The organism is Undibacterium sp. Ji49W (genome assembly GCF_049340205.1).
Lineage (GTDB): Bacteria > Pseudomonadota > Gammaproteobacteria > Burkholderiales > Burkholderiaceae_D > Undibacterium.
Window position 1 is genome coordinate 56,399 of sequence record NZ_JBMPOW010000026.1, and the last position, 13,002, is coordinate 69,400.

The window sequence follows — 13,002 nt, forward strand, 5'->3', positions numbered from 1 at the left end:
TTTTATTTTTAGTTTTACTTTTAACCCGGCTGCCAGCGCAAATCCAGCGTCATCGGGAAGCTGGGATTGGGCGCTTCGCGCAGCACGGTCATCGGCCCTGGCGTGTGTCCATAAGACCAGAACCGGGCAAAGCGACGGGCCTCGGCGGCGTTGGCGTTGACTGGCGAACCACTCTCGGCACGGCCACCCGGATGGCTGACATGATAGGTGCAACCGCCCACGGCGCGCCCGCTCCAGCTATCGACCAGATCAAAAGTCAGCGGCGCTTGCACTTTGATGGTCGGGTGCAGTGCTGACCACGGGCTCCAGGCGCGGAAGCGCACGCCGGCCACGTATTCTCCTGGCACGCCGGTCGGATGTAAGGGTAACATGCGGCCATTGCAGGCGACCACATGGCGTCCGTCCGTCAGGCCACGTACCAGCAATTGCATACGTTCGACCGACGAATCGACATAGCGTGCGGTGCCACCGGCACTCATTTCTTCGCCCAGCACATGCCATGGTTCGATTGCCTGACGCAGTTCGAGTTCAACGCCCTGATAGACCACGGTGCCAAAGCGCGGGAAGCGGAATTCAATAAAGGGGTCAAACCAGTGATCTTCAAAAGCGTAACCAGACTCGCGCAGGTCGCGCGCAACATCGCGGATATCCTGCGCCACCATATGCGGCAACATCCAGCGGTCGTGCAGTGCCGTGCCCCAATGCACCAGCTTGGCCTGGTAGGGTTGGCGCCAGAAGCGCGCAACAAGCGCCCGCAGCAACAGCATTTGCAGCAGGCTCATGCGTTCATGCGGTGGCATTTCGAAGGCGCGGAATTCGACCAGGCCAAGACGGCCAGTTGGCCCATCAGGCGAATACAGTTTGTCGATAGAAAATTCGGCACGGTGGGTATTACCTGTCAGGTCTACCAGCAAGTTGCGCAACAGGCGATCGACCATCCACGGCTTATCGCCCGGATGCAGCGTGGGCAATAACTGGTCCATCTGCTGGAAGGCAATCGCCAGTTCGTACAGATTATCGTCGCGCGCTTCGTCAACCCGTGGTGCCTGGCTGGTAGGGCCGATGAAGGTGCCTGAGAACAGGTAGGACAGCGATGGATGGTTTTGCCAGTAGGTGATCAGGCTCTTCAACAAATCGGGGCGTCGCAGCAAAGGGCTGTCTTCGGCAGTGGCTCCGCCCAGTGTCGCATGGTTGCCGCCACCCGTGCCGGTATGGCGGCCATCGACCATGAATTTTTCTGTGCCTAGCCGACACAGGCGCGCCTCTTCATACAAGGTGGACATGTTGTAGACCAGCTCTTTCCAACTGGCTGCCGGATGGATATTGACCTCGATCACGCCAGGGTCTGGCGTTACGCTCAGCAACTTGATGCGCGGGTCGCGCGGCGGTGGATAGCCTTCTATCCACAGCTTCATCTTCAGCAGCGCGGCGGTACTTTCGACTGCCGCTACCAGCGCCAGATAATCCTCGACCCGGGTCAGTGGTGGCATGAACACGTGCAAGCGGCCAACGCGCACCTGCACGCACAGCGCAGTATGGATCACGTCACGCGGTGCCAGTTTGGACGCGGCACCAGCTTGCTGATCGGTCTTGGTTTGCTGAGCAGCCTGACCGCCCTGCACGCCTTTAGCTGGCTGACCAGTCTTGGCTTGCTGATCCGCCTTAACTTGCTGGCTTGCCTTAATGTGCTGACCAGTCTTGGCAGCGGCGACGTTCAGTCCAGGCTGTTTGTCGTGCAGCGGCGGTGGCAATGCATCGCGCGGCGCGAAAGGATCACGATCGAAGACTGGTTCCTCGTCTTCCGGCATTACCCACGGCAGCGCATTCAGCGGCAGGCGCAAGCCCATGGGCGAATCGCCATCCAGCAGATATAAATGTTCGCGCTTGAGCGGCCAGCGCGAGGTGCGCCATAGGGTACCGATGGCAAGCGACTGGTCGGTTGGTTCCGGCTTGAGCGGCAGTACATAGCCTACCACCGCGCCTAAACCCGTCTGCAACAGGCGCGCCAGGCGGCGTCTTTCATCGGGCTGTGCCAGGTCCACGTTCAGCGGATCAAGATTAGCTGGTAGCGTCTGTTCAAGCCGGGCTTGCTGCACTACATCTTCATACGCTGGCAGGTGGCTGCCGGCAGGCAGGCGCAGCGCACGTGCCAGTGCTGCGGCAAAGCGTTCGGCGTCTTGTGGGCCATAGCCATCGTTGACCTGTTCATCCGCGAACAGGCTGGCATCCAGCCACATCGGCTGGCCGTCGACACGCCAATAGATATTCAGCGCCCAGCGCGGCAGCGGCTCGCCCGGATACCACTTGCCCTGGCCATAGTGCAACATGCCGCCAGGTGCGAAATGGTTCTTCAGACGGTGCATCAATTCGCCTGCCAGGCGGCGTTTGTCGTCGCCGTGGGCCTCGGTGTTCCACTGGGCCCCATCCATGTCGTCGATCGACACAAAGGTTGGTTCGCCGCCCTGCGTAAGGCGTACGTCCTGATGTCGCAGGTCGGCATCGACTTGCTCACCCAATTGATCGATCCGTTGCCAGTCTGCGTCTGAATAAGGTTTGGTCACGCGCGGGTCTTCATGGATGCGGGTGATCGTCATTTCATGTTCAAACGTCACTTCGGCTTTGTCGGTGTAGCCAGTGACCGGCGCGGCTGACGATGGCAAGGCAGTACAGGCAAGCGGAATGTGGCCTTCACTGGCCAGCATGCCGGAGGTCGGGTCGAGGCCTATCCAGCCAGCGCCCGGCACATATACTTCGGCCCATGCGTGCAGGTCGGTGAAATCGACGGTGGTGCCGCTGGGGCCATCCAGTGCTTCCTGATCGGCCCGTAGCTGTATCAGGTAACCCGATACAAAACGAGCCGCCAGACCGACATCGCGCAAGATCTGCACCAGCAGCCAGCCGCTGTCACGGCAAGAGCCGGCGCGTAAGCCCAGTGTTTGTTCGGGCGTCTGCACGCCGGGTTCCATGCGCAACTGATACGCAATGTCAGCTTGCAGGCGCTGATTGATGGCGACCAGAAAATCGTTGGTGCCCATTGCTTCCTTGAGCAGGTCGCTACGCATCTGCTTCACCCATTCCTGACGCATTGCGCCGGGCGCCTCGGTCTGCAAATAGGGACCAAGTTCGGCCTTGAGCTGTGCCGGATACGCAAACGGGAAGGTCTCTGCATATTTCTCGACGAAGAAATCGAAGGGATTGATGACCGTCATGTCGGCCACCAGATCGACCGTAAATTCCAGCCGGTCAGCCTTTTCGGGAAACACAAAGCGACCGATATAGTTGCCATACGGGTCTTGCTGCCAGTTGATGAAGTGCTGTTCTGGCGTCACTGTCAGTGAATAGGACAGGATGGGGGTGCGGGCATGTGGCGCAGGACGCAGGCGCACTTCATGCGGTGATAACGCAACCAGTCGATCATAACGGTAGCTGGTTTTGTGATGTAGCGCGACTCGGATTGCCATGCGGAGACCTTTGGTTGAGTGAGGGGGCGACCCTGTCAATCTAGCAGGATCTATGCCACTGGCGCAAGAAAATCCAGCACTGCCAGCACAGTGTGATGCACTCTGCCCGCCCCGCTCCCCCTATACTGGTGCAGCACGCACCGACATCGCCCATAAGGGTTCATGACAAGGGTGTGACCGTGACATTGACCTGTAGTTCGTGGGCGCCGCCGCCCAGCACCACACCGCGCATCGGGGTGACATCGCTGAAATCGCGTCCCCAGCCCAGGGTCAAGTGTTCGCTCTGCACCAGGCAACTGTTGGTCGGGTCGAAATCGACCCAGCCCAGCTCCGGGCAAAATACCGAAACCCAGGCGTGCGAGGCATCAGCCCCTACCAGCCTTGGTTGCCCTTCCGGTGGATGGGTCTGGATATAGCCGCTGACATAGCGTGCCGGCAGGCCCAAACTACGCAGGCCGCCTATCATCAGTTGAGCGAAGTCCTGGCACACGCCGCGCCGGCCCGCCAGCACTTGTTCGAGCGGCGTCGCGATGTCGGTGGCGTTGCTGTCAAATTCGAAATCATCAAAGATGCGCCGGGTCAGATCCAGCGCAGCATCCAGTATCGGTCGGCCAGGGGAGAAGCTGATCCGCGCATACAACTCCACTGCGGTATTCCAGCGCACATGGGGGGATTCAAACAAATAGCTACAGGCTTCAAGTATGGCTGGCTGGCGCGACTGTTGCACCATGTCGCGTACCACTTCCCAGCGCGGTGAGACGGCAATCTGTTCGATTCCGGGACGGCCTGCCAGCGCAATGGTGGACTCGGCCAGAACACGCAACACCTTGTGCGGCGTGGTCACGGTAAGGCGGCGAATGGCGTTGCCGAAGAAATCAACCCCGTCGACGGCTTCGTCGGCACCCGGATCGACCAGTAAATTGTGCGATTCGGTCTGCTGCACGGCAAAACAGCGCGGTGCCATGTGCAGCAACTGCTGCGACAGTGTCACCAGGCTCTGGTAAGTGTAGCGGGTTTCATGCGCCACGCTGTAGCGCAACACGGGCGCAGTGCGGGCCACGGTTGAATTCATGGCAAATTAAGTAAGAAGCAAAAACCGTACTGTAGCATGCCTGGTCGCGTGCATCCGTCGCAAGTTCAATTGAAGGGGATGGGATTTCTGCTGCTTCATTGGCTAATTCTTAAGCTTTAGCGTAGCTTCCCTTGTTGTCCGCAATGTAGGTATTCAGCAGATCAAGCAAGCCCTTACTTGCCTTGCGCGTGATGAAGTTGAAGGTTTCATTGCTGCCATCGATATGATGAATATCCGCCAGCGCCAGGCCACCTTCAATGTTTTTGCTATAGATGCCACTCAGGTACTGGTTGCTGACATCACCTTCGCCGAAGGCGTCGACCTTGTGGTATTTCATCAGCGTATTGACGATGTACTCTTGCGCGTCTGGCTGATCCTTGGGAACAAGCTCATCAACGCATTTTATCGTACAGCGGGGATGGTAACGCGCTTTGGCGTCGATGTCTGCTGTTGAGCCACGGGTCACGACTATCGTTTTTCCAGCCACGGTTTCGTAGTCGTCAAACGCTGCCTTGTCGGCGCTGCGCACCAATAATGATCTTTGTACCTGAAAATAGGCGTCACTCCAGCAGCCACCTGGCCCAACATGGCGATTATCCCGTTGCTGCACGCCGGCTGCGGCGATATCGCATCGGTTCTCGTCAGGCATGGTCCAGATGCCGTCGAAGTCATGTTCTATCAAGACGATGTCCAAGCCCAGACTGAGGGCGAATTTTTCCAGAAAGATGACATCCAGACCGGTAAGTTTACCGTCTTTGTCCTTGTAGCAGACTGGCGCAAATCCGCCGTATGTGCAGACCGTCAATTTACCGGGGGTCAGGGTTGTGATGGCTGTGAAGGTTGTGGGCGTCGTTGCGTCTGTCATGATCTTGTTACTTTCTTTGTGGTGATAGTAAAGCTTGTCTGCTACACAAACCATCATAGGTCTTAATGAGAGGCGCAGCTACTCTGATTTAGCGCCTGCCTCGTCAGACTGATCCAGACTTTCAACTTTCAACAAATCTGCCGTCGTCAGGATACCTATCTTGACGATGTTGTAGCCATTCAGGGTTTCACAACGCAATGAACCTTCTGTGCAAAAACGGATGTCGCCGAGGTAATTTTGATTTGGGTAGTAGAAGAACATCATGTCACCGGCACGCTCTATATTCAGGGCGCGGTCCAGCACTTCTTCCGGAAATTTGTTTTGCGTTACCTTGAGCAACCATTCACGGAATCTTGGGATAGCGGCGGTGGCGATTTCCTTGGTACGTTTATTGTGTGGGCCGTGGAAACCCAAGCGTGTTTTCTCCAAATGCTTGCTGGCAAGCATTTGCCTTTCTGCACCAGCCATAAAGATAAGCGCACAGGCAGACATGCAACTGCCGTTGACTGCGGTATTCATCTTGCCTTCTGTAATCAGATCGGCGATAGCATAGGCAGCACGCATATCGCCACCGGGGCTTTCTGTCATGACGACTGTTTTGACGGGGCCTTCTTCCAGTTTCTTGCGGAATAGCTGGCTGTCTTCAGGCACGACTTTGCCGAACAATATCAGTGTCTGGTTGGACCGCAACATGGTCATGGCAGTCGCGTTGCCAGAAAAAAGGATGGCGCACAGAGTGAAAAAGACAAAAAGCTGTTTTAATTTGGATTGCATGGCGATAAGGCGTCGTTTAAATAAAATGATGATTCATGTTGCCAATTCCTGACGAACGGGTACCAGTCTTAAAAAAACAAGTCGAAGCAGATACCTGTCCTTTTGGCATTGCACGCATTAAACACCAGACATTCATAATTTGACAATGTTTTTATATATTATCTACCGCACAGACATACGATGACATTTGGGCGAGAATGTGCGGCACTGATGTTGGTCTTCATCTCTCATCCACAAGGATATATTCATGCTGACGCTATCTACCTCACTTACCTGGCAGCAAATGCTGCTTGCTTATGGCAGTGCACTGCTCACCCTGCTGGCGCTGGATGCAATATGGCTGGGAGTGTTGATGGGATCGACTTACCGCTCATACCTGGGTGAGATGATGCTGACACAACCCCGGTTGATACCGGCTGCGCTGTTCTATTTATTGTATAGCACAGGCATGCTGGTGTTTGGCATTGTGCCTGCCCTGCGTACGCAAAGCTGGCAGCAAGCGGTAATGTTATGTGCTTTGCTGGGTTTGGTGGCGTATGGCACTTATGACCTCAGCAACCTGGCAACATTAAAAGCCTGGCCAGTGACGCTGACGGTGATTGATATCTGCTGGGGTGCGCTGGTGTCAGGTATCGCTGGTACGGTGGGGTATGTTGTGGCGAGCCGGATTTAAGCTGGTATCAATACGCTGGCATTAATTACATGCCATGCTATATGTTGCCAAACACGGCGAGTCGGCACGGATACTGGAGAGTGCAGATGTCAATCGTATCGGGATGATGAATTGAAATGTATGCCAGCACAGCGCAGTTTTTTAACGAACTTCCATACTTTGCCTTTAGTCTATTTTTCAGCAAACAGAGACAATGTTAAAATCGTAAAAGCAAGAAAAATACCAACATTTACCTAGCCAATTTATGTCCAATACGCAGTTCGCATTTATCCAACGGGAACAAGTACCAAATCGTGAATCCTTGCAATCAGCAATAGATCAACTTGGTTTTGATCTACAACTTGATTCTGATTTCACAGCATTTGAAGACTCTGGCTTTTCGCCCTGCACACTCAATGGCAAAGATGGGACGGGATTTGAAATATCATATGACGCAGTTACCAGTTTGAGCGACGATGAAGAAATTTTCCTTGAATTGGCAAACGGCAGAGATTATTGCATTAGCTTGGTTTGGCACAGCAGCACAGAAGATTTGGCTTGCGTCATGATAGTGTGCTGTGCCTTAGCAAAATATTTTGACGCGCTTATTTCCTACGAGGCAGATGTTCCGACTGAGTTCGATGATTTACTACAAGCCACAACTGACATTGTAAAAGAGCTTGTTAGCGAGCAAATAAACCCAGATATACAAGCTACGCATCAGGTTTTTTCGAACCATGTTTACGATGTTACAGAACATGATGTTAACGCATTGTTAGCAAGTCCAAATTATTATGACCTGAGCCGACATCGGCTGGCACTTATGGAACTTTGGGCAAATGGCGCACTTACTGTAAAACAGCGCAACGATTTAGAGAAAGTTGAAACCGCATTGCATAAATTAAAGCTTGGCTGATTTTTACGCGGGCTACAACACCACAACAGCATCCGGCAATTCATTCAGATTATCACCATTCGCCGGAAAGTGTTTTGTCAGGTGCTGGCTGATGGCCTGTATACCTCGGATGACGCCTTGTTCATACTGCTCCAGTTTGAAGGCGTTTTCCATCATGCGACAAATTTGTTCCCATTCTTCGTCTGATGCCCTGGCATGAATGCCGCGATCAGCCACGATTTCTACGTCGCGGTCAGCAAGCAGCAGGTAAATTAGTACGCCATTATTGTGTGCCGTATCCCAGATGTGTAATTGCGAAAACACGTCGATAGCGCGTGCACGGGCTGTCTGACCACGGATCAACGGACCACATTCCAGCGCCGCCTCTACCACGAAGCGGATTTCACCCAGGTGGCTGGATTCGCTGGCCTTAATGGCTTGCTCGATGGCTTGCAGACTCAATGGCGGAAAGACCCGCCTGAGCTCGTTGTGTGTCGTGAGCAGGTGTTTTGTGATGCGCCTGATGTTGAAGTTAGTCATGGTCACCACCGTCCCGATGCACCGCCGCCGCCAAAACCACCGCCACCACCGCTAAAGCCACCACCGCCGCCACTAAATCCACCGCCACCTCTGCCACTACCGCCATAGTAGGCACCAATACCGCGCGCGCCCAGGCTGCCGCTTAACAGCGTAAAGAATAATGCCAGTACACCCGCGATCACAGCGATGGGTATGGCGCCTGCTACCAGCCAGGCAATGCCCCCAACAACACCGCCGGTGACGATGGCGCCGGGTAAGCGGCCAAACAGGGCACGCAATACACCACCCACCACCAGGGCCATGATAAATAATACCGGTGCATATTGCTGGAAGCTATCGGCGTCATTGGCTTGACGTGATGCTTTTGCAGGCAAGGGTTCGCCATCAAGCACACGTATCATTTGATCGACACCAGCCTGTATGCCGGCATTGAAATCGCCTTGTTTTAAATAAGGGGTGATGGTGTCGCTGATGATGCGTTTGCTGGTGGCGTCGTTGAGTGCCCCTTCCAGGCCATAGCCTACTTCTATACGCAGGCTGCGGTTATTTTTGGCGATCAGCAGAATGGCACCATCGTCGACTTTTTTCCGCCCCAGCTTCCATTGTTCGGCCACGCGCAGGGCGTACTGCTCTATGGTTTCCGGCGCTGTGGTAGGTATGATGAGGACGGCAATCTGACTGCCTTTCGTATTTTCAAAATCGCGCAGTTTTTGTTCCAGCGTGGCTTTTTGTTCTGTCGTCAGGGTTGCGGTTTGGTCGGTCACGCGGTTCTGCATGGGTGGGACGGCAACTTGGGCACAGGCAGCACCTGCCCATCCCAGTATGCCGCTCAACAACAGTATTTTTGCGTGTCGAGAGATGTTCATTGCGCGCCGCCGGGTTTGGCTGCGGGTGTGCCAAAATCCACAGCAGGTGGTTTGGCCAGTTCTTTTTCATTCTCAACAGCGAAGTTGGGTTTGACCTTGTAGCCAAACATCATGGCTGTCAGATTGGATGGGAAGGAACGGACCAGTACATTGTATTCCTGCACGGATTTGATATAGCGGTTGCGGGCGACGGTGATGCGATTTTCTGTGCCTTCCAGTTGTGCCTGCAAATCACGGAAATTGGCATCCGATTTCAGTTGCGGATAATTTTCTGTGACGACCAGCAGGCGCGACAAGGCACCGGACAGTTCACCCTGGGCGGACTGGAATTTTGCAAAGGCTTCAGGATTGTTCAACAGTTCTGGCGTAGCCTGCACGCTGCCGACTTTGGCCCGGGCATTGGTAACGCCAAGCAAGATGTCTTTTTCTTGCGCGGCAAAACCTTTGACGGTGTTGACCAGGTTGGGCACCAGATCGGCACGACGCTGGTATTGATTCAGGACTTCCGACCAGCTTGATTTGACCTGCTCATCCCCGCTTTGGAAACTGTTATATCCACAGCCGGAGAGGTTAAGTATGAGTATTGCTGACAACAGCAGCCAAAACTTGCGCATGGGGAATTCTCCTGATTGGATAGATTTGACTGAAATCGGTACTGATTCCTGCGATGGTGACAATATTGCATTATTTTTACTTTGCCATACCTACCCGAGAATCACTGTGCGGTAACGCACTCTATAGAGCGACCGAATTCATTATTTGCCGCAAGGACATCTAAATCCAGTTTACCTGCTTGTGATTTGATAATGCGCAAAAAGGCTACATCCAGTTTTTGACAGCCGTAGTTTGCCTGGGTGTCGTCAACTTGTGCTATCGCCATCATTTACATATTGTCAGCTGTTTGTAAATCCATCTATACTCATTTCCACCATCCCTTTACCGATAGGAAACCGCTGATGATTACCCGTCGCAGATTTACCTTGTCGCTTTCGGCACTTGCCCTGTCACCGCTTAGCTCTTATGTCCATGCTGCGGTCAGGAAAATACCAGCCATCTTGCGCCCACCTGTGGCAAGGGAAGAAGCGGTGACTGACACCTTGTGGGGCAAATCTGTTGTGGACCCCTATCGCTGGATGGAACAGAAGCCCGATACCGACGAGTTTGTCAGCTACCTGAAAGCACAGGGTGCCTATGCAAGGCAGATGCTGGATCGCCTGCCCGGTCGGCGTGCAGTGGAAGCATCGGTAACGCGTTTCACTGCCGCCGTGACGGATGTGGCAATACGCCAGATCAGCAGCACTTACATCATCTTTGCTCGTCGTATACCCGGGCAACAGACTTACAAAATTTATGCGCGCCCCCATACCGGTGGTGCCGACATCTTGCTGATTGACCCCGAAGCTGGTGCCCAGGGTGGTGCTCCGCGCCGGGTGACCGGTTTGCTGATGTCGCCAGACAGCAAACATCTGGCTTACACCATCGATAAAGGCGGCGACGAGATACGTGAATTGCGCGTACTGACACTGGATGGTGGCAAGGACGTGCTGATCACACAGCAGAATGGTTTGCCGGCCAGTTGGCTGCCCGATTCCAGCGGATTTTTTTATTCGCGTCTGCGTGATGGCGCGGTCAAGGGCAAGGTCGATTATTCGTTCGACACCGCGAGCTGGCTGCACAGGATGAACACCGATGCAACGCAAGACACAATGGCACTACGCTGGTCAGATGGCCCGGCCATGGGCCAGACCGAACGCGAAATGCCAATGATACTCACAAGTACGGTCAGTGACTGGGCACTGGGTGCCATCTACAGCAACGGTGAATGGCCAGCTTACGGGATGGTGGCACGCACGAGTGAGCTGGCACAGGGCAAACCCAGCTGGATAGCCGTATTTGGCAAAGATGATATTGCCGTGCATGCAGTGACCGTAGGTGACGATGTGTATGTGCTGGCCAAGGGCAAGGCTGAACGGGGTGAAGTTTTCAAGGTCAGCATTCGTGACCCGGACAAGGCAAAACGTGAAGTAGTGGTAGCGCAAGGCGAATATGTGATTGACAGCCTGAGCCTCGCCAAAGATGGTTTGTATATTCATGAACTGCGTGGTCAGGTAGGTGCGCTGCGTCGCTACAGTTTTGCCACCGGCAAGGTGGAAGACGTTGCATTGCCTTTGAGCGGTGCCGTGTGGGATGTCAATTGCAATGCCAGGCTGGAAGGTGCATGGTTTGGCATGGATGGCCTGACATGGTTTGCCCGCATCATGAGTACGGGTGCCGACCTGAAGGCAAAAGATATTGGCCTTACCCCGAAAGCACCGTTTGATACGTCGCCCTTTTTAACTACACGTCTGGAAATCAAGGCGCGCGACGGTGTCAAAGTACCGATAGAAATCCTGCATAAAAACAATACCAAACTCAACGGCAAGAACCCTGTTCTGATCGAAGCCTATGGCTCCTATGGCATCATCCTCGACCCGGGCTTTCAGGGTTCCAAACTGGCTTTTCTGGATCAGGGTGGCGTGATTGTGTATGCCCATGTACGCGGCGGCGGCGAAAAAGGCGAGAGCTGGCATTTGGCCGGACAAAAAGCCAACAAACCCAATACCTGGCGTGACGCAATAGACGTGGCCGAAGCCCTGATTAAAGATGGCTGGACTTCACGCGGCAAAATTGCACTGTGGGGTACATCCGCCGGTGGCATCATGGTGGGCCGCGCCATTACCGAGCGCCCCGATTTATTTGCCGTCGCCATTGGTGAGGTGGGTGCCTTCAATACCTTGCGCTTTGAACTGACATCAAATGGCCCAGGTAACGATGAAGAATTTGGTACGGTAAAAAAAGAGGACGAGTTCCATGGCCTGATGGAAATGGACGCCTATCACCATGTGTTGCCAAATGTCAGCTACCCGGCCACGCTGTTGATGACTGGTGCCAATGATATACGGGTAGAGCCCTGGCAAGTCGCCAAGATGGCTGCACGTATGCAAAAAAACTATGATCCTGAACGCCCGGTATTAATGCGTGTTGATTTTGATTCTGGCCACTACTCCACAACCAGAAAAAATGGCATCACCAAGAATGTCGATGTCTTCACATTCATTTTCGCCCATACCCGTAAATAAGCGCCTTGGCCGAGGTAGAAGGCTTACCGGGAGTTAAGGTCTGGCGTCAGATCTCAATCGTGTAATGCCGGCTTCTTTGTGGTGGCAATGCTGTGTCCGAATCATGCTCATCCTGTGATGCGCCACGATCTTTGACGAACAACTTTTTGATGAGATGGGACATGCGGTTTTTCTGGAAATCATCATAGGTCGCCAACACTTGTTGCAAGCCCGACGCCTGGGCTTGCAACTCTTGTTCAACCGCAGGCGAAATCCAGTCTATGCGCCAGTCTATACGCATGCCATTCTCCAGCGGCAGGCTGGCCAGCATGATCTCATCATTCAGGATTTCACTGGCCAGCGCCGGTGCAAAATCACTGGCATAGAATTTTCTTAAGGTGCCAAGGCCAAAGTCCACCAGGTATTTTTCGCTGATGATGCAGACGGCATGTCCTTCCCTTTGCCTGTCATGCGCAAAGCCTTTGTAGCCTATGTAAAAAATACCATTATTTTGCCGGATTTCGGCATAACAGCCCTGCACTCTGGCAACGTAGCCTTTTTCTTGAAGTATGTGTGCCAGCATGGCGGACATGGCGAAGCAACAGCTACCGTAGCGATCAAAAAACTCCAAAAATTGAAAATCATCGGCAATCTGCCTCAATTCATGAGCCAGTTTGCTGTCGGTGACTACGTCTAAGAATGCGGTGTTCATTGGAAATGGGACGAATGGCAAAAGGCACATGTGTGCCTATCCATCGGTGGAAATATTTACTTATGGC

The 13,002-nt window shown here is 53.8% G+C and carries 12 protein-coding genes; 3 read left to right on the forward strand and 9 right to left on the reverse strand.

Annotation, left to right across the window (positions count from 1 at the left end; translation table 11 throughout):
• Positions 1–20 precede the first annotated feature (20 nt).
• The 4 genes from ACO0LK_RS24920 to ACO0LK_RS24935 all read right to left on the reverse strand — a co-directional run bounded on the left by ACO0LK_RS24920 (position 21) and on the right by ACO0LK_RS24935 (position 6,172).
• Positions 21–3,461 carry a DUF2126 domain-containing protein gene (locus tag ACO0LK_RS24920; protein ID WP_422979921.1) on the reverse strand — a complete coding sequence of 1,147 codons (3,441 nt, stop codon included), beginning with the start codon at positions 3,459–3,461 and terminating at the stop codon, positions 21–23.
• Between the two features lie 160 nt (positions 3,462–3,621).
• A complete protein-coding gene (locus ACO0LK_RS24925) occupies positions 3,622–4,533 on the reverse strand; it encodes a transglutaminase family protein (RefSeq protein ID WP_422979923.1) in 912 nt (303 codons plus the stop codon).
• 109 nt (positions 4,534–4,642) lie between these two features.
• Positions 4,643–5,398: a substrate-binding periplasmic protein gene (locus ACO0LK_RS24930; protein ID WP_422979925.1), complete on the reverse strand. Its 756-nt coding sequence runs from the start codon at positions 5,396–5,398 to the stop codon at positions 4,643–4,645.
• Between the two features lie 78 nt (positions 5,399–5,476).
• Positions 5,477–6,172 (reverse strand): ATP-dependent Clp protease proteolytic subunit, encoded by a 696-nt coding sequence (locus ACO0LK_RS24935; protein WP_422979926.1) that lies wholly within the window; start codon positions 6,170–6,172, stop codon positions 5,477–5,479.
• A gap of 247 nt (positions 6,173–6,419) precedes the next feature.
• Between ACO0LK_RS24935 and ACO0LK_RS24940 the strand changes: the two genes are divergently transcribed.
• Positions 6,420–6,845, forward strand: coding sequence for a DUF2177 family protein (locus tag ACO0LK_RS24940; protein WP_422979928.1), 426 nt, complete (start codon positions 6,420–6,422; stop codon positions 6,843–6,845).
• A 244-nt stretch (positions 6,846–7,089) separates the two neighbouring features.
• Positions 7,090–7,740 carry a hypothetical protein gene (locus ACO0LK_RS24945; protein WP_422979929.1) on the forward strand — a complete coding sequence of 217 codons (651 nt, stop codon included), beginning with the start codon at positions 7,090–7,092 and terminating at the stop codon, positions 7,738–7,740.
• Positions 7,741–7,752: 12 nt separating this feature from the next.
• On the opposite strand, the gene ACO0LK_RS24950 is transcribed toward ACO0LK_RS24945, so the two are convergent.
• From ACO0LK_RS24950 to ACO0LK_RS24965, 4 genes are all read right to left on the reverse strand, one after another.
• A complete protein-coding gene (locus ACO0LK_RS24950; RefSeq protein WP_422979931.1) occupies positions 7,753–8,259 on the reverse strand; it encodes a TPM domain-containing protein in 507 nt (168 codons plus the stop codon).
• 2 nt (positions 8,260–8,261) lie between these two features.
• Positions 8,262–9,125, reverse strand: a complete 864-nt coding sequence (locus tag ACO0LK_RS24955; RefSeq protein WP_422979933.1) for a TPM domain-containing protein — start codon at positions 9,123–9,125, stop codon at positions 8,262–8,264.
• Complete coding sequence (locus tag ACO0LK_RS24960) at positions 9,122–9,739, reverse strand: LemA family protein (RefSeq protein ID WP_422979935.1); 618 nt, start codon at positions 9,737–9,739, stop codon at positions 9,122–9,124. Before ACO0LK_RS24960 ends, ACO0LK_RS24955 begins: the two co-directional genes overlap by 4 nt.
• A 101-nt stretch (positions 9,740–9,840) precedes the next feature.
• A complete protein-coding gene (locus ACO0LK_RS24965) occupies positions 9,841–10,005 on the reverse strand; it encodes a hypothetical protein (protein ID WP_422979937.1) in 165 nt (54 codons plus the stop codon).
• 76 nt (positions 10,006–10,081) lie between these two features.
• On the opposite strand from ACO0LK_RS24965, the gene ACO0LK_RS24970 reads away from it, so the two are divergent.
• Entirely contained in the window at positions 10,082–12,244 is a 2,163-nt protein-coding gene (locus tag ACO0LK_RS24970; protein WP_422979939.1) for a prolyl oligopeptidase family serine peptidase, read from the forward strand.
• Between the two features lie 46 nt (positions 12,245–12,290).
• On the opposite strand, the gene ACO0LK_RS24975 is transcribed toward ACO0LK_RS24970, so the two are convergent.
• Positions 12,291–12,935, reverse strand: coding sequence for a hypothetical protein (locus ACO0LK_RS24975; RefSeq protein WP_422979941.1), 645 nt, complete (start codon positions 12,933–12,935; stop codon positions 12,291–12,293).
• Positions 12,936–13,002: the final 67 nt, after the last annotated feature.

What these genes read in the sequence shown, in the direction of transcription:
- ACO0LK_RS24955 (WP_422979933.1), bottom strand. Translation starts at nt 9,125, where the DNA reads ATGAACATCTCTCGACACGCAAAAATACTGTTGTTGAGCGGCATACTG.
- ACO0LK_RS24950 (WP_422979931.1), bottom strand. Translation starts at nt 8,259, where the DNA reads ATGACTAACTTCAACATCAGGCGCATCACAAAACACCTGCTCACGACA.
- ACO0LK_RS24970 (WP_422979939.1), top strand. Translation starts at nt 10,082, where the DNA reads ATGATTACCCGTCGCAGATTTACCTTGTCGCTTTCGGCACTTGCCCTG.
- ACO0LK_RS24935 (WP_422979926.1), bottom strand. Translation starts at nt 6,172, where the DNA reads ATGCAATCCAAATTAAAACAGCTTTTTGTCTTTTTCACTCTGTGCGCC.
- ACO0LK_RS24965 (WP_422979937.1), bottom strand. Translation starts at nt 10,005, where the DNA reads ATGGCGATAGCACAAGTTGACGACACCCAGGCAAACTACGGCTGTCAA.
- ACO0LK_RS24940 (WP_422979928.1), top strand. Translation starts at nt 6,420, where the DNA reads ATGCTGACGCTATCTACCTCACTTACCTGGCAGCAAATGCTGCTTGCT.
- ACO0LK_RS24920 (WP_422979921.1), bottom strand. Translation starts at nt 3,461, where the DNA reads ATGGCAATCCGAGTCGCGCTACATCACAAAACCAGCTACCGTTATGAT.
- ACO0LK_RS24960 (WP_422979935.1), bottom strand. Translation starts at nt 9,739, where the DNA reads ATGCGCAAGTTTTGGCTGCTGTTGTCAGCAATACTCATACTTAACCTC.
- ACO0LK_RS24930 (WP_422979925.1), bottom strand. Translation starts at nt 5,398, where the DNA reads ATGACAGACGCAACGACGCCCACAACCTTCACAGCCATCACAACCCTG.
- ACO0LK_RS24945 (WP_422979929.1), top strand. Translation starts at nt 7,090, where the DNA reads ATGTCCAATACGCAGTTCGCATTTATCCAACGGGAACAAGTACCAAAT.
- ACO0LK_RS24925 (WP_422979923.1), bottom strand. Translation starts at nt 4,533, where the DNA reads ATGAATTCAACCGTGGCCCGCACTGCGCCCGTGTTGCGCTACAGCGTG.
- ACO0LK_RS24975 (WP_422979941.1), bottom strand. Translation starts at nt 12,935, where the DNA reads ATGAACACCGCATTCTTAGACGTAGTCACCGACAGCAAACTGGCTCAT.